Annotated in this window: 15 protein-coding genes and 1 pseudogene; 1 reads left to right on the top strand and 15 read right to left on the bottom strand. The window is 69.4% G+C overall.

Translation table 11 applies throughout. From position 1 onward, the window contains the following. Position 1: 1 nt before the first annotated feature. The 5 genes from OG956_RS18195 to OG956_RS18175 form a co-directional block, all read right to left on the bottom strand. Positions 2-1,597 carry a hypothetical protein gene (locus OG956_RS18195; RefSeq protein WP_330339027.1) on the bottom strand — a complete coding sequence of 532 codons (1,596 nt, stop codon included), beginning with the start codon at positions 1,595-1,597 and terminating at the stop codon, positions 2-4. Between the two features lie 281 nt (positions 1,598-1,878). Next, a complete protein-coding gene (locus OG956_RS18190; RefSeq protein ID WP_330339026.1) occupies positions 1,879-2,943 on the bottom strand; it encodes a hypothetical protein in 1,065 nt (354 codons plus the stop codon). 43 nt (positions 2,944-2,986) lie between these two features. Next, complete coding sequence (locus tag OG956_RS18185; RefSeq protein WP_330339025.1) at positions 2,987-3,364, bottom strand: RRQRL motif-containing zinc-binding protein; 378 nt, start codon at positions 3,362-3,364, stop codon at positions 2,987-2,989. After that, the gene (locus OG956_RS18180) at positions 3,364-3,693 is read right to left on the bottom strand and encodes a hypothetical protein (protein ID WP_330339024.1); all 330 of its coding nucleotides are present in this window, start codon (positions 3,691-3,693) and stop codon (positions 3,364-3,366) included. Before OG956_RS18180 ends, OG956_RS18185 begins: the two co-directional genes overlap by 1 nt. Then, complete coding sequence (locus OG956_RS18175; protein WP_330339023.1) at positions 3,690-3,983, bottom strand: hypothetical protein; 294 nt, start codon at positions 3,981-3,983, stop codon at positions 3,690-3,692. The genes OG956_RS18180 and OG956_RS18175 overlap by 4 nt, the downstream gene beginning before the upstream one ends. 956 nt (positions 3,984-4,939) lie before the next feature. Here OG956_RS18175 and OG956_RS18170 point away from each other — a divergent pair. Continuing rightward, a complete protein-coding gene (locus tag OG956_RS18170) occupies positions 4,940-6,322 on the top strand; it encodes a hypothetical protein (RefSeq protein ID WP_330339022.1) in 1,383 nt (460 codons plus the stop codon). Here the strand turns inward: OG956_RS18170 and OG956_RS18165 are convergent. The 10 genes and pseudogenes from OG956_RS18165 to OG956_RS18120 all read right to left on the bottom strand — a co-directional run bounded on the left by OG956_RS18165 (position 6,319) and on the right by OG956_RS18120 (position 16,158). Beyond that, on the bottom strand, positions 6,319-7,221 hold the full coding sequence (locus OG956_RS18165) for a phosphotransferase enzyme family protein (protein ID WP_330339021.1): 903 nt from the start codon (positions 7,219-7,221) through the stop codon (positions 6,319-6,321). The two genes, OG956_RS18170 and OG956_RS18165, sit on opposite strands and share 4 nt — an antisense overlap. Further along, on the bottom strand, positions 7,218-7,670 hold the full coding sequence (locus tag OG956_RS18160) for a GntR family transcriptional regulator (protein ID WP_330339020.1): 453 nt from the start codon (positions 7,668-7,670) through the stop codon (positions 7,218-7,220). Before OG956_RS18160 ends, OG956_RS18165 begins: the two co-directional genes overlap by 4 nt. Positions 7,671-7,850: 180 nt before the next feature. After that, positions 7,851-8,372 carry a hypothetical protein gene (locus tag OG956_RS18155; RefSeq protein WP_330343059.1) on the bottom strand — a complete coding sequence of 174 codons (522 nt, stop codon included), beginning with the start codon at positions 8,370-8,372 and terminating at the stop codon, positions 7,851-7,853. Between the two features lie 27 nt (positions 8,373-8,399). Next, a pseudogene (locus tag OG956_RS18150) lies at positions 8,400-8,714 on the bottom strand (HIT family protein); the annotation flags it as partial. After that, positions 8,708-9,196, bottom strand: coding sequence for a TIR domain-containing protein (locus tag OG956_RS18145; RefSeq protein WP_330339019.1), 489 nt, complete (start codon positions 9,194-9,196; stop codon positions 8,708-8,710). The gene OG956_RS18145 and the pseudogene OG956_RS18150, both read right to left, overlap by 7 nt. A 473-nt stretch (positions 9,197-9,669) precedes the next feature. Next, on the bottom strand, positions 9,670-10,443 hold the full coding sequence (locus tag OG956_RS18140; protein WP_330339018.1) for a hypothetical protein: 774 nt from the start codon (positions 10,441-10,443) through the stop codon (positions 9,670-9,672). Between the two features lie 224 nt (positions 10,444-10,667). Further along, positions 10,668-11,849 carry a DNA cytosine methyltransferase gene (locus OG956_RS18135; RefSeq protein WP_330339017.1) on the bottom strand — a complete coding sequence of 394 codons (1,182 nt, stop codon included), beginning with the start codon at positions 11,847-11,849 and terminating at the stop codon, positions 10,668-10,670. A 512-nt stretch (positions 11,850-12,361) separates the two neighbouring features. Continuing rightward, positions 12,362-14,230, bottom strand: coding sequence for a copper resistance CopC/CopD family protein (locus tag OG956_RS18130; RefSeq protein WP_330339016.1), 1,869 nt, complete (start codon positions 14,228-14,230; stop codon positions 12,362-12,364). A gap of 57 nt (positions 14,231-14,287) precedes the next feature. Beyond that, positions 14,288-14,866: a GNAT family N-acetyltransferase gene (locus tag OG956_RS18125; RefSeq protein WP_330339015.1), complete on the bottom strand. Its 579-nt coding sequence runs from the start codon at positions 14,864-14,866 to the stop codon at positions 14,288-14,290. Further along, complete coding sequence (locus OG956_RS18120) at positions 14,863-16,158, bottom strand: penicillin acylase family protein (protein WP_330339014.1); 1,296 nt, start codon at positions 16,156-16,158, stop codon at positions 14,863-14,865. Before OG956_RS18120 ends, OG956_RS18125 begins: the two co-directional genes overlap by 4 nt. Positions 16,159-16,251: the final 93 nt, after the last annotated feature.

The following is a 16,251-nucleotide window of genomic DNA, read 5'->3' as shown; positions in this document are numbered from 1 at the left end:
GTCAGACGTTCCAGCCCTTCTCGGCCTCGTGGCCGTTGCGGGGGTCCTCGTGCCGGGCGATGTCCTGCTCGTGGACCTGCCGGAACAGCGGGCCCATGTCCTCGGCGACCGCGACGGCGCTCATCAGGGCACCGAAGATGTCGTTGAAGCCGTCCGCGATCTCCTTCTCCAGCGGGAACTCACTGTCGGAGCGCTCGGCGAGGATCTTCATCACGTTCGCCACGCTGGTCAGCGCGGCCGGGAGCCCTTCGACCATGGCCAGGATCTCCATGGCGTTCTCGGGGTCGTACTGGCCAGCGGCCTGCTCCATCTCGGCCGCAGCCTCTTCGAACCGGAAACCGGACACGTGCTCTCCTTCACTCACCTCGGATGTGCTGCTGCTGGTGGGGACCGTGGTCGCGGGCCGCTCAACGCCGTCCGCGATGCCGTCCGTGCCGTCCTCGGCGGCCTGCGCGTCGGCGGCGGCCTCCTGCTCGGCCAGCTCCTCGCGGATCGCCGCATCGCGGGCAGCGCGCTGCTCGGCCGCCACACCGGCCAGCCGCCGATACAGCCGTCGGCCGGGGTGGATCAGCCACGGGATGTTGAGCTTCCGGCCGATCGGGCTGGTGATGAGCCCGAGCAGACCGAGCGGCAGGGCGAGCAGGGCGGCGAGCAGGCGGCGGCCGTGGAAACGGGCCGCCGACCGGCGCAGCGCCCTGCGGGCCGCCTTCCGAGCCGGTGCCTTGCGCACCTGGGCACGCTGTGTGGCCACCGTTCCGGCCGCCTTCTTGTCGCGCAGCGCACGCTGCTTGGCGACCGCCGCATCCCGCACCGCGCGAGCCTTGCGGGCAGCGGCGCCCATCAGGCGACCTGCGCGATTGCCGTGCTTGCCCGACCGGTTGAGTCCCGCTGCGGCCTTGGCGTTGCGGCGTGCGTCGGCCACTGCGCGCCGTGCGGCCGTGGTCTGCGCCCGCCTGTCGGCGCGGGAGGCGCCCGCAGCCTTCTGCGCGGCGCGCAGGGCCCTTATCTGCCCGGCCCGGCTCGCGGCCTTACCCGCCGTTCCGGTCAGGCGCCGGGCCGCGCCGGGGCTCGTCTTCCCGCTTGCCTTGCCACTGGTGGCGGTGCCATGGCGTGCGGCCGGGCCGGTGCTGCGCCGGTGCTGGCCAGGCACACCACCCGAGCGGCTACCGGTGCGACCGTGGCCGGTGCCCGCGGAACGGCCGCCACTGCCGCGACCGCCCGTTGCCGCTCCCGAGCCGCTTCGGCGCAGGCCCGCGCTGCGGGCAACCGTACGCCCGGCCGTACGAGCCGCGGCCCGGCGAGCGTCGCGGCGGGAGTTGGGCTTGTGGGAGCGGGCGGCGGCGAAGGTGCCCAGCACGACGACGCCGGTTGCGGCGACCATGGCGGCGATCGGGCCGCCGGCCAGAGAGGCGGCGGCGACCGCTCCGACGGTGCTGTTCGCGCCGGTCAGGGCGAGGGGGACGACCGGCCAGCCGCCGGGCGTGTGCTCCACCTCCGCCGCACCCGGAGCCGAAGTGGCGGGCGGGGCGTCGGGCGGCGGGGGCGGTGTGGTCGGGGCAGCCTCGACGGCTACCGGCTCGGTGCTGAGTTCCGTCATGCTGAGAGCACTCCTTTTGGGGAGTAGGGCCCGGCCGGGGCTGTGGAAGGTTGCGGCCGGGCCTGCTGAATGAGCGGTAAGCGCCGCCGCCCGCCTGCGGTGCGGGTGGTGGGCGGGATGGCGGGACAAGCTCGCCGGGTCTGCGCGCCGGGTCTGCGAGGGTGCCGCTCGCCGGGGCTCACCGGGTCTGCTTCACTGGTGCTCGACTGCTTCCGGCAGTCGCAACGACGGCCAGCCCACTTTCCCTGGGCTGGCCGTCATTGGTGGTGCCGGACGCCGGGTTAGGCGTCGGATTCCTCGTGGGACATCAGCGAGCCCCACGCCTTGCGCACGCGCTGCTCACCACCGACGAACCCGCCCTCGCGGAAGCCGGTCACGGCCTGGCGGTAGGACAGCGGCGGGTCGTCGCTGTAGCGCAGGTGCCGCAGTACGACGACCAGTTGCTCATCCGTCAGCGGCTCCCCGGGCTGCGGGGTCGGAACGCCGGCCACGGCCGCGATCTCCTCCAGCGTCACGGGGGGTGTGACGGGAGGCGTCACGGGGGTGACGGCCCCGGCCGGAACCGGCTCGAACTCGGCCGTGACCTGCGTGTCTTCCTCCGTGACGGCAGGCGTGACGCCCGTGACGCCTCCCTCGCCCGCAGCCTCGACGGCGGCCAGTTCGGGAGCGGCCGTCACGCCCGTGACGGGGGCCGTGACGGGCAGAGCGAACATGCCCGCGAGCGCGGCATCCGCGCCCGCCGTCATCCGCTCGCGCTGCACGTCGACCAGGTGCGCCCCGAGCAGAGCGTCACCCGCACCGACCTTCTTCGCGAGCCTCCACGACTTCAGCTCCGAGTCCTTGCGCGCGCCCTCGTCGGGGTGGTTCGCGGCACGGGCCCGGTGGTAGGCGAGCTTCTGCACGACCGCGGCGTTGCGGCGCTGCGCTTCGGCGTCCACCCCGGTGCGGTAGACCACGATCCGGCGGGCCAGCAGGCCCATCCCCTCCGCGGCCACGCACATGGCCATCGGGGTGAAGGCGAACACCACCGACTCCGTACCCGTCGGCGCGACCGCAGCGCCGGTGGCGGAGGCCACCGCCGGCAGCGTCCACAGACCGACCCGCACGGCCGCCGGGGAGGACTGGCCCAGCATGGTCAGACCCACCAGGGTCAGCGCCAGGACCAGCGTGGCGCCCTCACCCGCGGCGACCACACCGAGCGCGGTGGCGGAGCGGTGGAACACGGATGTGATGTTGCTGTAGGTGCCCCACGCGCCCAGGCCGCCGAAGCCGACCATGGGCAGCGCGGCGGCGCCCAGTACGAGTGTCTGGCCCCAGCTCAGGGACTTCTCCGGGGGATGCTTCACTGCTTGCCTCCTTGTCGGGAGGATGACCGCTTGGCCGGTCCGGTCAGGCGGCGCGATGGTCGTCGGGGTAGGCGCAGGGGACGCAGACCCCGAGGGATGCGGGGATGACGTAGCCGGCGTCCGTGCGGCACCGCGGGCAGGTCCGGCGGGCGCGCATCGCGCACTCCAGTGCCCGGCGCTTCGCCTCCGTCATCGGCCGGACCGGCTTGGCCTGCTCGAGCCGGTAGAGGTAGGCGACCAGCGGCCCACGTCGGCGGCGGAGGCGGAGGATCTGCGCGGCGACCGGCTGACCGCCGGGGCGCAGGCCACGGGCCCGTAACTGCCGCCGGGTGGCCAGCCCGTCCGGCGCGCAGCGCCACGGGTAGGTGGGAATGCCGTGCCGGGCGCCGGTGGGGTCGAAGCACTCGGCCAGCGTCGGCATCAGGCCGCTGCTCCCGCCAACGCTGGGGCGGCCATGTCGGCGTAAGCGACCAGCTTCACCGTGGCGCCCGCGTACTGGCCATACGCGAGCAGGACACGCGTCCGGCCACCGCTCTGCGTCCGGTGCTCCACTGCGTCCGGGGCGATCCCCAGTGCATCGCGCCACGCCTCGAAGTCGGCCAGGTCGCCGTGGAACGAGAACTCCAGCCGGTCAGGCCAGATGGTGGTCACCGCGACAGTCGGGGCTGCGAGGTGCCCGAAGTCCGCAGCGAGCAGGCGCAGCGCCCGCAGCGGCACGGCCAAGTCGTCCAACCTCAGGCCCTCGTTCATGCCGCGACCCCCTTGCGCGCCGTGCGGCGACGGATGGGGCGGACCAGCGGAACCACGTTGAACAGGTCCGGGTTCTCCTCGACGACTCGCGCGGCCAGGCGGATCAGGTCGTCGGGCAGGTCACTGAACTGGGGGTCGGAGAGGATGTCGCGCGCCGCGTCCAGGCGGGCCGCGCGTTCCTCGTCGCTCTCGCCGTCGACCCCGAGCCACAGCTCAAGGGGGGTGCCCAGCGCCAGTTCCGCGAAATCAGCGTGGGTGACGGCCTCATGACCAGCAACGATGTACTTCATGGGATGGACTCCAGTGAGACGGGAACGGCCCGAACAACAGCGGCTCCGGTGCGTCAACACCGGAGCCGCGAGCCGTTGAAGCGGGTAAATCCGGCTCCCCACGCCCCGCCCGTACGACCGCCGCACCAAGTGCGGGACCGGACGGGCGAGGGAGGCAACCAGCCGCAGCGCTAGCCGCTGCGATGGCAGGAAGAGAGCGGACCGGATTGGCCGTGAGCGTGCGTTCCGCGCTCACGAAACCGGATGGCGTACTGGCGTCCGCCGGCCGGTCCATCACGGCGGCGCCCACAGTCTTCGTCGGTGCATGAGACCTCCCATCGGCTGAGGTCAACGAAGGTGAAGGCCGCGTGAGCGCTCGAAGCGGCGGCCGTGGTCTTCCTGCGACATCGTCCGTTTCGGCTCTCACGCGCAACGTGAGGGAGTGCCTAGTCCGTCCGTGGCAACACTCGGAAGCTGTGTCGCCGCGGTCCTATCCACCGACCGGTCATCGCGGGGAGTCTCCCTCGCTCGGGATTCGGTGTCTCAGTGCCAATGCACTCACGAGCCTGCGGAGTTCGGTTCTGCGCTCGTGGACCGCTGTCCAGGTTGTTCGCACCGGGTCTGACAGCCGACGGGCTGTGTCTGCCACTCCCCTCCGACCTGTTGGTCGGCGAGTGGTGCTGCCTGCCTGCGGCAGGCGTGTCTCGGCTCCACACACCCTGAAGCGTGGTGTGTATTACCTACCACTCACGTTGGCAGAAGGATTCCGCGCCGTCAACCCGTGGCTTTCGACTCGGATCCGCCGGCCTGTCCCGTGCGGTGGTGATTCAACTGTCGCCATCCGGCGCCCGGTTCGGGAGCGAGTACTTGGGGGTGCACTCGTGCACTCGCAGGTGCGAACCCTCTACACCCCGGGCCTGACCTGCGTAGAGTGACGATGAGTCAAGCTGGTACTACGGCCGCACTCTGGGGGTCCCATGGCAGACCGGAATGCCAGACTGGCCGCGCTCATGCAGGAAGGCGACTTCTCACACAAGTCCCTTGCTCGCGCGGTGGTCGCCGCTGCCGCTCGGTCGGGTGAAGACATCACCTGCGATCACACGTACGTCTCGCGGTGGCTCAAGGGGGCGATCCCCCGCGGCAATATGCCGCAGTACATCGCGGATGCCGTCGGGCAGAAGGTTGGTCGCCGGCTCACCTTGGACGACATCGGCATGGGGGACGCGGCAGTGTCCTCCATACGGCCTGACCTCGGACTTGAGTTCGCGGACAGGCCCGAGGCGACGGCCAAGACCGTCGCAGACCTCTGGCGTGCCGACCTTGCTGAGGCTGAGGTACTGGTCAGGGCGCAGCCGGACTCGGCCGCCTGGAACGCGGCTTCCCTGCGTTGGATCGTCGCGCCGCCGGACGGGGAGCTGACGCGCGCTGGTAACCGCGCGATTGGCACGGTGGACGTAGAGATGATCCGCTCCACTGCCGACGCGTTCAGCATGCTCGACGGCAAGTTCGGCGGTGGCCACGCTCGACGCGCGCTGATCCAGTACCTGCACACGGACGTCCGGCCGATGCTGGACGGCAAGTACTCCGACGACGTGGGCAAACAGCTCTACTCGGCCGTGGCGGAAGCGCTCTTGCTCGCCGGGTGGATGTCGTACGACAGCGGGCTTCACGGCATCGCTCAGCGGTACTTCATCCAGGCGCTGCGCATGACCCAAGCGGCAGGTGACCGGCTTCTTGGCGGCAGCATCCTTTCCGCGATGAGCCACCAAGCCACGTTCCTCGGGCGCTACCAGGACGCGGCCACCCTTGCTCGGGCGGCCTACACAGGACCGGCCGGCGTACTGGGCCCCACGATGTCCGCACAGTTCCACGCCATGGAGGCACGTGCCCTGGCCCGTCTCGGCGACGAACGAGGATGCGACCTGGCCCTGGTGGAGGCAGAGCGCAAACTCAGTCAGCGGACTCCGGACAGCGATCCGCCGTACATCGCGTATTTCGACGAGGTGGAACTTGCAGCCGAGATTGGCCATTGTTTCCGCGATTTGGGACGGTCTGCGGAAGCGGCAGAACGGGGCGCCGGTTCAATCTTCGGCGACGGCCTGAACAATCGAAGCGACTTCTTCGCGACGATGGTGCAGGCCGAAGCCTATATCAACCAAGGAGAGATCGGGCGCGGCTGCGAAATCGCCAAGACCGCGCTACAACTCGGCGAGGGACTAAAGTCAGCGCGCTGCGTTCAGTACGTCCGGGAATTCCGTGAACGTATTTCGCCCACCATGCGAGGCGCTATGGAATTTCGTACCTTTGCGGAAGAAGCACGCACCTTCCGCCTGTGGCAGCAATGCGGCTTGACACCCTAGAAGGGGGCCCAGTCTCGACGTGATCCACCTGACCGGAGAGTCGCTACCCGCTTCTCAACCTCGTCAGCGGCCCGAGGGTTCGCCCCCGCGTTCTGCGAGAGCCACGTGACCATCAGCAGTTCTCGCACACTCCTGAGTACGGCGTATCCGCCCCATTCACGCACGTCGAAGCCGTAGCCAGCTACGAAATCCGAATACTCCGCTTCTGTGTGCCACCCAAAGCTGTCGTAGTACATGGCTGTCTGCATCAGGTCCCACTCGCGGGGGCCCGTAGCGAACCCATCCAGGTCAATCACGCGCGGATTGCCTGCCGTGTCACGCAGCACGTTACCCACGTTGAAGTCACCGTGCAGATGACCCGATGAAAGCGAGAATTCGAGGCGCCCATACTCGGCCTCCAAATCCCTCGCCATCGAGCGAAGGAATGCACGGGTCTTCTCCGGGATGGTGGCACACTCCAGGCGGCTCGCGACCTTGTCGAACGGCTGGAGTGTCGGCAGCGAAAAAGGCGGCGGCTCCAGTTCGTGAAGCCGCCGCAGTAGCACGCCCATTTCCGCCGTACTCGCGTACGTGTCGCCGTCTGCGAGCCCTTCCCAGAAGGTGACCGGGTGGTCTTCGATCACGATCGGCTGTTCGGCGTCCGTGACGAGACGAGCGGCCGGGTACCCCTGGTCAGCGAGCCACCGGGCCACCGCTACTTCTCGCCGTACCGAGGCAAGCCGGTCGGCTCCCCGCCCCACCCGCGAGACGATCCGGCCGCCGTCGACACGGAACACGGCATGGTCGCCTAGCCGAACAATCTCGATGCCGTCCGGCTCCAGGTCGGCGACCGCGCATGCCCGGCGCAGGATGGCCTCTGCCGCGTCCGCGTCGAACTCCGTGCGTTCCGTCGTCGTCATGCCGTCTGTGCCTCCCGTCCGGTCGGCAGGGTGAGGACTTCCCTCCCCCTCCCTGCTCCCTTGCCGATCAACCCTCGCCCTTCCATCTGCGCGATGGCGGAACGCACGGCGGTCCGGGACGCGCCGAACCGCTCGCACAGCTCCTTCTCGGTGGGGAAGCGGTCGCCTACCTTCACCTCACCGCCGCGCAACAGGTCGGTCACCCGCTCGACCAACGGCCGGCGGTCGCCGGTCCCCGCCACGAACCATCCGGCGCCCTGTACCGACTCGATCACACCATCGGCCTTGAGCGCGGCAAGCGCCCGCTCGATGGTGCTGCGGCTCACGCCGTACTCGCCCACAAGTGCCGACTGAGACGGCAGCGCTTCAGTGATCTCGCCGTCCCTGATCTTCTCGCGGAGGGATTCCGAGACCTCCAGGTACGTACCTCGCGGACTGCCCTGCGGCACGTGGGCTCCCCTCCCTCGACCTCGACGGTGGCCCAGTGGGCACCTAACGGAAACAAGGTTGCCATGCCCCGCGCCACCGACCGATGGGGTTCGCCTTCCCTCCGTCGCTCGACACCGCTCATGTCCTCGTCTTTGGAAGACCGGCGCGCCCTCTCAGTAGATGGCTGCTCGCCAGCCGTCTCAGCGGCAGAGTAGCCAGCCTGCTACACCCTGCCCGGCCAGCAGCAAGGGCCCATAGACGGGAGCGACGGCCCACGAGCGCACATCTGGCCAATCTGGCCAGTAGTTCACGCGGGTGCCCGCTGGTGACGCCAGAGCCGGGTTCATGGAAAATGCCGGAATGGGGCGACCTGCCGCTACCTCGTCGTAGAGCTTACGAAAGGCCCGCTCCTGTTTGAGGTAATTAGCATCGAGAACGCCGAATACAAGTACTGCCAGGCAGCCGAGAAGCGCTACGAAGAAGGATTTGCTAGTGATCGCGTATCCATAAGTCACGGTTACTATCGGAAGCAGCCACGACTTGGAAGCGGACGACGCCTGCGACATACGGGTAACAACGGCCTGGATAAATGACAGATGCTGCCGACGGTCTTCGGCCTTGACAGTGCTTTGCTCGCCCAGAAGGGCAGCCTGAATCGCGGCCAGGGTCCGGGTCTGAGCTTGGTCGTCTTCAGCCGCACCCGTGGGCCAGTGAAGTGTCATGCGATCCCCGGGCCAACGAGGCACCAGGTGAAAGTGAACGTGGGGCACGGTTTGGGTAGCAGCCGCCCCGGTGGACTGAATCACGTTCAATCCATCCGGCGCGAGAGCTGAACGGATCGCACGCGCTGTCTTGAGGACCGCTTCACCCAAGTCACGAGCCTCAGCAGCGCTTAGATCGGCGAGGTCCGCAACATGACGGTTTGGCACAACTAGAGTGTGACCACGGGTGGCTGGCTCCAAAGGAAAAAATGCTGTCACCTCTTGGCTGCGGTACACCAGCCTCGCGCTGGCATCGTCCCCTGCGATAATTGCACAGAACGGGCATGCGGCGGGATTTACCACGATCGCCTGGTCACCCCTTGGCTCGACCAAGTCTCCAGGTTATCGCGCAGTTTGTTATAGGTGGCCTTACTATCGATCTTCCCCGACCAATCCCGAATCGTAGGGTCAAAGATCGGTACCGAGCCCACACCCTCAGCTTTCGCGAAGGGGTCGGGACCCGCGGTATCAACACTTCCCAGCGACGAGAGCCCATGGATGCGGATTCCCAGAAGTGGTTTCTTATCAGCCCACGCCTTCTCAATCTCATAGATAACCCATGGCCGACTTGCCGTGCACTTGCCGATCAGGACTATGACGGCCTTCTTGTACGCCATCTGGTCGTGGATCCAGTTTTTGATCGCCTGATCCCCGCGCCTGCGCACCTGCTCCCATTCCTGGGAGTTCAGCAGCGGTTGCCCCTCAAGCGCGTTGATGTTGCGAACCAGCTGTACGCGGTGAACGTCTTGTTCGTAGTGGAAGCTGTAGAAGACTGTCTTGGCCATGTGATCGCCGATCCGAGAGTGCCGACGTGGGTGGCCACGACTCTAGCTGTGATCTCCGACATCTTGGGCGAGATCGCAGGAGACCCCGGGCCGGGGGCTCGCGCCGTTCGGCGCAACGTCGGCGGCTAGGGGACACCGCGGCGCCGGAGGCACGGTCCGCGTCCCGTGCTGGAGCCGCTGGGAGACTATTTGCGTCAACCACCCGATCGCGAACCTTGTCCAAGCCGCCCTCCGCCTGCATCTTGTCCAGTTCACCGACGGCCGCCACTGTTCACCGCCGTACGCGCACCCCGTCCGACCTGCCGCATGAACTCCCACGGAGCCCCCGCACGGTCATGCGGACAGTTGGTGGGCGAGTAGGCCGACCGACGCAAGGGGTTGAGCAGCCTGTACCGCGATCTGCCTTTGAGTAGATCGCACCCCAAACGGGGCCGTGTCATCAGCCTGCCGACGACCCGGCTCTGCTCGATGCGTCAAATCATGGAGAAGCGGGTGTCGTACTCGTGGGCCATGCGCTGCACCATCGAGTCGTAATGCAGGACATCGTCCTCCGCAGGAGCCGGGGGAGCCGTGACCAGCCTGCAGGGGCTGAATCCGTCGTTGACCATGTCGACCACCACGATCCCCAGCCCGTCAAAGCCTTGGGAGCTGTGATGACTACGACGAGGAAGGTCAGCGACCTGCGCAACAGCTCTCTGCAGTGCGTGGGGCTGCCTGTGCTTGTTTGGGCCCGGATTCCCCGTGTTCGTCGGGCTGTAGAACTCTTCGGCCGCATTGACCATAAAGAAGCCGATCGAGAGGGCCTGGCTCGAGTGGCCGTGCACGATCTGATGGCTTGAGTTCAGCTCGTCGTAGAGTCGCGGAAGCGCCTTGATGTGCTCGGTCATGCAAGCCTTGGCCTCCAGCGCCACGAGGACGCTGCCGACCGGCCCTTCTGCGATCACAGGCAAGCTCTCCAACAGCCTTTGCTGTCTCGGGGTGAGCTCGATGCCGTGCTTGTCCACAAGTGTGCGCAGGGTCTGGGGCCTCCTCGGGACCGCGGCGCCGGCCTTCGGACGGCACAGCACCAAGTCAAGGCGCTTTTTCTTCTCCGGTGAGAAGCTCCTCAACGTGTGATTGATGCCGAAGACCACCTTGCCTGTCTCCACGTGCCAGCGCAGCAAGTCGCTTGTCAGCATCAGGTCGAAGAGGATCCCCCAGCAGATGAGCTGGCCATGCCGGTCGCTGCGACCGTGGTACTGGAGCATCTGGCCATTGATGGGAACGGCCCTACTGAGGCTCCTTGTGAGAATGTCAACGGCTTCCAAGACCCACCCCTTTCGGGGGCACCCTATCGCTCCCTCCAGCCTGCTACTGATGCCGCATCAGTGGACCTGTTGGTCTCACCGGCTGGCCCTCCAGCAGCCACTCACCCCACCGTCCGTACGAAGGACGGCGGGGTGAGAGACGAGTTTTCGTGCGAGCAGCTCCACTAGGCAGGCACACAGATGGACATCTGCTCCGCATGCAGCTTGAGCGCGTCCGAGAAGGCCTGCGGGTAGCGGAGCCGACTCTTGAGCAGTCGGCCGTGGAAACCCGCCGTCGCGCGAAGGCTCAAGGGGGCAGCCTTGTCCACGTCGATCAAGTCCAAGAGGTGCTGGTACTTATGCCTTTCGGGCCACAAGCTCACTGGGACGGACCAGCGCTGGCTCGCACTACCCCAAGCAGCCGTGGGCCAGCGCATCCCCTTCACGAGCGGTTCCTGGTTCGACTCGTCATACGTGCCGGGGTCGACTAGCCGACGCCCCAGCCACTCAGAGACACCGACGGTGACGGCGTTGCCTACCAGCTTCCATCTGACGCCGGGCTTTGCCTTCTCAAGAGCCGGCTCAGTCCAACCTCGAGGGAAGCCTTGCAGAGCTTCGGCGTCCTCAATCCTCGGCGTCAGAATGGCCCGTCCCGGCTCGGCTCCGCGTACCCACATGGCCGGCGCCGATGGGATGCCGAGTGCCGAGCCACCCTTCAGGGTCGGCAGAGCATCCTGCGCCCAGCCTAGGCCGGTGTTGCCTTCCGTCCAGTAGAAGCCATAAGCGTCCTCTCGGTAGTCACTCTCAGAACGTTCGCCTGCGTCGTCCGCGAAGAGCACTGAGCAGGGGTTCTCCGTACGAGAAGCGACGAAGATCACTCGCTGGCGTCGCTGCGGCACGCCTGTGAAGCGAGAGTCCACGAGTCGGTACGCCCACGTGTAGCCGAGCCGCTCGAACTCACCGACCAGGTACTCCATGGCAGTGCCGCGGTCCAGCGCGAGCATGTTCCGTACGTTCTCGATGACCACCCACTGCGGGGAAGCATCGCCCAACAGCTTGATGAGGTGCTTGACCATCCCGGACGCTTCCCCGTGGATGCCGGCCGTCCGTCCCGCTTGGGACAGGTCCGTGCAGGGGAAACCGGCCGTCACGACATCTACGTCAGGAAGCGTTGGCAGGGTCTGGATGTCGTCGTGCAGCGGGATGCCCGGGAATCGCTGCTGAAGCACGGCCTGAGCGGGCTCCCACCACTCGCAGAGCAGCTCGGTCTGCATGCCTGCCGCCTCAAGCCCGAGCTCGACTCCGCCAATGCCAGCGAATAGCCCAGCAACGGTCAGTGTTCGAGTGGCGGCGTCCGGGTTTGGCATGGTGACGATGATCCCACGTCCCTTCTTGTGCGAGCACAGTTTCTCCTGTGCACCCCGGTGACGAGCCATGGAGGTAGGTGCACGGCACCGGTCCTTGTCCTGGTCCTGGTCTTTGTCCAGTGCGCTGACGGCCGCCACGGTTCGCCGCCGTCCGTACACCGCCTCTGACCTGCCGCGCGAACCCCCGCGAACGCCCCCGGACGACCACGCGGACAGTTGGAAAGCGTGTTGGGGGCAACCCCTCACGAGTTCGAATCTCGTATCCTCCGCCGGTTCAGCGGGCCGGGCCACGACAGTGGCCCGGCCCTCTGGCGTTCGCCCGCCCTGGTTTCCGTCCCGGTCGGCGTCTCGGCTCACTCGGGGAGGCCCCGAAGCCGGCTCACTCCAGGCGGCTCCACAGGCCGTCTCCGGCTTGCCGGGCGACCTTCGTGAGGATGACTCCCGTCACATGCATGTGGCGAGCGCGCGCCGCACCCTGCCATCCGCGCCGGTGCCGAGGCCCCGGCCCCCGCCTACCGCGTCACCCGCACCGGTGCCGACACCGTCACCTGGTCCAGTTCGGACAGCCGGACCGTGACCTTCAGTGTCCAGGTGCCCGGGAGGGGGAGGTCGAAGGAGTCGGCGCCCCAGTAGCCGCCTCGGTCGGTGACCCTGGTGTCGAGGGGGCCGATCCGCTGGGCGGCGAGGGTGAGGGTGACGCGGAGTTCGGGGACCGTGGACAGGCCGCCGTCGGGTCCGTAGACCACCGCCTGGACGGAGGTGCGGCCGACCCGGCCCGGGTCCAGGGTGACCTGGACGCTGCCGTGGCCGCCGGCGCCCGCGTCGAAGGGGATCGTGGTGACGGAGGCCGCCGGGATGCCGGCCGCCGAGGTGCCGGCCGCGGGGGTCGGGGCCGCCGCGGTCTCCTCGGCCACCCTGCCGGGGGCCGTGCTGGTCAGGAGGGTCGTCAGGGCCAGGACCACCGCCGCGACGGCCGCCTCCGCCAGCACCGAGCGGCGCAGGATGTGGAAGGCCGGCGGCGGGGGCGGGGCAGGGGGTCCCGGGGGGAGCGGGGGGCCAGTGGCCGGTTCGGGGACGCGGACCGCGGCGGATCGGGGCTCGCGAACCGCGGCGGCTTGCGGTTCACGGACCGCGGCGGGCTGGGGTTCACGGACCGCGGTGGCTTGGGGTTCGTGGACCTCGGCGGTTCGCGATTCGCGGGCCACGCGGGTCGTCCAGGCCCGGGAGCAGGCCGCCGCCAGGAGGAGCGCGGTGACCGCCGCCAGCTTGGCCAGCAGGGTCCGGCCGTACGTCGTGCCGCTGAGCGCCTGCCAGGAACCGAGGCCCCGCCACGACTGGTAGACGCCGGTCACGACCAGGACCGTCACCGAGGCGAAGGCCAGGCGGGAGAAACGGGCCACCGTGGCGAGGGAGGTGCGCCGCAGGGTGCGCAGGACGGCCGCCAGACCGCCCACCCAGGCCGCCATGGCCAGCAGATGGAGGGTGGCGGAGGCGATGGCCAGGGGAACCTGGACGCCCGCCGAGGCGTGGTCGGCAGCCGTCCAGGTCAGGGCGAGCGGGACGGACACGGCGGCGGCCACGGCGAGCGTCGTACGGCGCGGGAGCCTTCTGCGGCGGGCCCGCAGGAACGCGATGACGGTCCCGGCCAGGATCAGCAGCGCCAGGCGGATGAGCAGGAGCGCGCCGGGGCGGGTGGTGGCCGTGTGGCTGAGCGCGCCGAGGGAGACCGCGGGCGGGGCGCCCTCCTCGTACGGGGCGCGCAGGAGGTACAGCGCGGTCGTCGTGCCGAGCAGGGTCCAGGCGGCGGCCAGCACGGGGGTGCGCAGCGGGGCCGCCGTCGGCGGGCGGCAGTACCCCACGAACGCCGCCGTGCCGAGGAGGACGGCCACGGCGAGGTAGGCGAGGTAGCGGGCGATGTTGTACAAGGCCGCGGTGGCGGGGTTCTCGGTGCGGTCGGGGACCGGGCTCGCGGTGGTCGCCGTGCGCTTGCCGACCGAGAAGGTGAACGCGCCGGACACCGGGTGGCTGTCCGCCGACACCACCCGCCAGGCCACCGTGTACGTGCCGCCGGCGAGCCGGGCGGGCAGGGCGACGCGGGCCGTGTCCGAGCCGCCGGCGTGCTCGGCGGGGCCCGTGCGCAGACGGTGGTTGGCGGGGTCGTAGACGCGCACGGAGTCGGTGAGCAGGCCGACCGACTCGGTGAAGGTCAGGGTGATGTGCCGGGGGGCCGTGCGCAGGACGGTTCCGTCGGCCGGGTCGGTCGTCCGCAGGGCCGCGTGGGCGGACGCGGGGGCCGCCGTACCGATGAGGAGGAGCAAGAGGCCCGTACAGAGCAGGGTGAACCGTCGTGCCCATCGCCGGTGCCGGTCGTGCAGCCGCACGTCGTCGCCTCCTTCGCCGCGTGCCTCGTATGAGTACGCAGAGACCGGCCGGAGTGCTCAGAGTGCCGTCCGCTCCAGGAAGGCCAGTTGAGCGTGCTTCTCCGGCAGGTACACGTCCGGGAGGTCCACCTCGGGCAGGACGACCTCCGGACCGCGTCCGAAGCCCTGGCGTTCGAAGCGGGCGATCGCTCTGGTGTTGCGTACGTCCGGGTCGGCCACGAGCCTGCGCCGGTCGAGGACGCGCAGCGCGTACGCCGTCAGCACCGTCAGCAGTGCCGAAGTCCAGCCGGGGCGCGGGCCGTCGGGGCCGGGCGGGGCGAGCAGGACGTGGACGCCGAGGTCGCCGGGGAGGACGTCGTAGCACGCGCCGACCCGGTCGGCGGCCGGCTCGTACGTCTGGAACAGGGCCGCCGGTACGCCGTCCTTGGTGACGAGGTGGGCGTGGTGGGTGTCGAGGCCGGCCATGTGGGCGTAGATCTCGGCGACCTGGTCCCGGGTGAGGCCGTTCATGCCCCAGAAGACGGCGCGTTCCTCGCTCACCCAGGCGTGGACGACGTCCGCGTCGGAGGCCGGGTCGAGGGGGCGGATGCGGACGGTGCCGAAACCGTCGACGTGCTGTTCGTGCGGGGCGGTCATCGGGTCCCCTCGGTGTCGGAGTCGGTGGCGGTGGCGGTGTCGGTGTCGTAGTCGGTGGCGGTTTGGGAGTCGGTGGCTGTGTCGGAGTCGGTGTCGGAGTCGCGGGTGAGCAGGGTCCAGTCGGTGCCGACGGGGACCAGTTCTCCCCTGAGCCACAAGGGGAGTTGGTCGTGGTGGTGCGGGCTGCCGGGGACGCCGTCCGCGCCGAAGGGGACGATCCAGCGGCTGGCCGCGCGGTCGGCGAGGTCCCAGACGTAACGGGCGGCGGGACCGCGGGCGGCGCGGTCGGTGAGGCCGGGGACGGCGGAGGTGCACAGCACGCAGTCGTGGTCGCCCGCGAGACCGGGCTCCCGGTCGTCCCCCGCTGCGTCCGGGAGCGCCCGCCAGGGGGTGAGGCGGTGCGTGTCGGCCCACGTGCCGGTCGGCGGCCCGGCGGCCACCTCCTCGAGGGCCGCGCGGACCGCGGCCAGGCGGTCGATGCCGTACAACTCCTCCGCGCGCAGCAGGTGTTCCAGGGCGTGGCCGATGCGTGGTACGAGCGCCAGCCAGGGGAGGAGGACCTCCGGGTAGGCCGGGGGCTCGGCGACGGTGCCGGTGTGGCCGAAGTGGGCGATGCCGGGGACGCCGGGTACGGCGAGGCCGATGACGTCGAACTCGGGGCAGGAGAGGCGGATCTGCTGGTAGACGCCGGGGTCCTCGATGAAGCGGTGCGGGTCGCCGGCGATCAGGGCGTGGCCGGTGGCGGTACGCGCGCCGGTGACGAGCCAGCCGTTGCTGCCCGCGGTGCCGCGGCCGTCGGCGGCGAACAGGGCGACGGCGCCGCGGCCGAGGTGCCGTATCGCCTGTTCGCGCCAGAGCTTGGCCGGGAACCCCGCGAACAGCAGATGCGTGGCGAGCCAGACGCCGAGCGGGGTCCAGGGCCGCCAGGGCCCGGGGGTGAGGCCGGTGCGGGCGAACTCGGGCGCCCGGTCGGCGCCGGCGGGCAGGCCCTCGTTGACGCCGTCGGCGTAACAGCGCACCCAGTCGGCCGTCTCGGGATCCCGGTGTTCCAGCGCGGCGAAGCAGCGGCGGGCGGTGTCGTCGAGGCGGGCCCGGCGGGCGAGGACGTCCCAGGAGAGGGCGTCGGCGCCGAGGAAGGCGGCCGAGGTGCCCTGCGCGCGGTGCCGTTCGACCTCCAGCTGCCAGGCTCGGTCCCGTGCGGTCACCCGGCCCTGGGCGCGGGCGAGTTCGCGGGCGCTGGAGGCCCGTAGATGGGGGATGCCCCAGGCGTCGCGGTACGTCTCGATGGCCACCGGGAGCCCTTCCGAGGTTTATTAGGTAAGCCTTCCCTAACTCTTCTGTGAAGGGATCGTACGCGACCACGGTCCGACGCGCGCCGCCGCCTC

The organism is Streptomyces sp. NBC_00557 (genome assembly GCF_036345995.1).
Lineage (GTDB): Bacteria > Actinomycetota > Actinomycetes > Streptomycetales > Streptomycetaceae > Streptomyces.
This window is presented reverse-complemented; position numbering and strand designations above follow the sequence as displayed.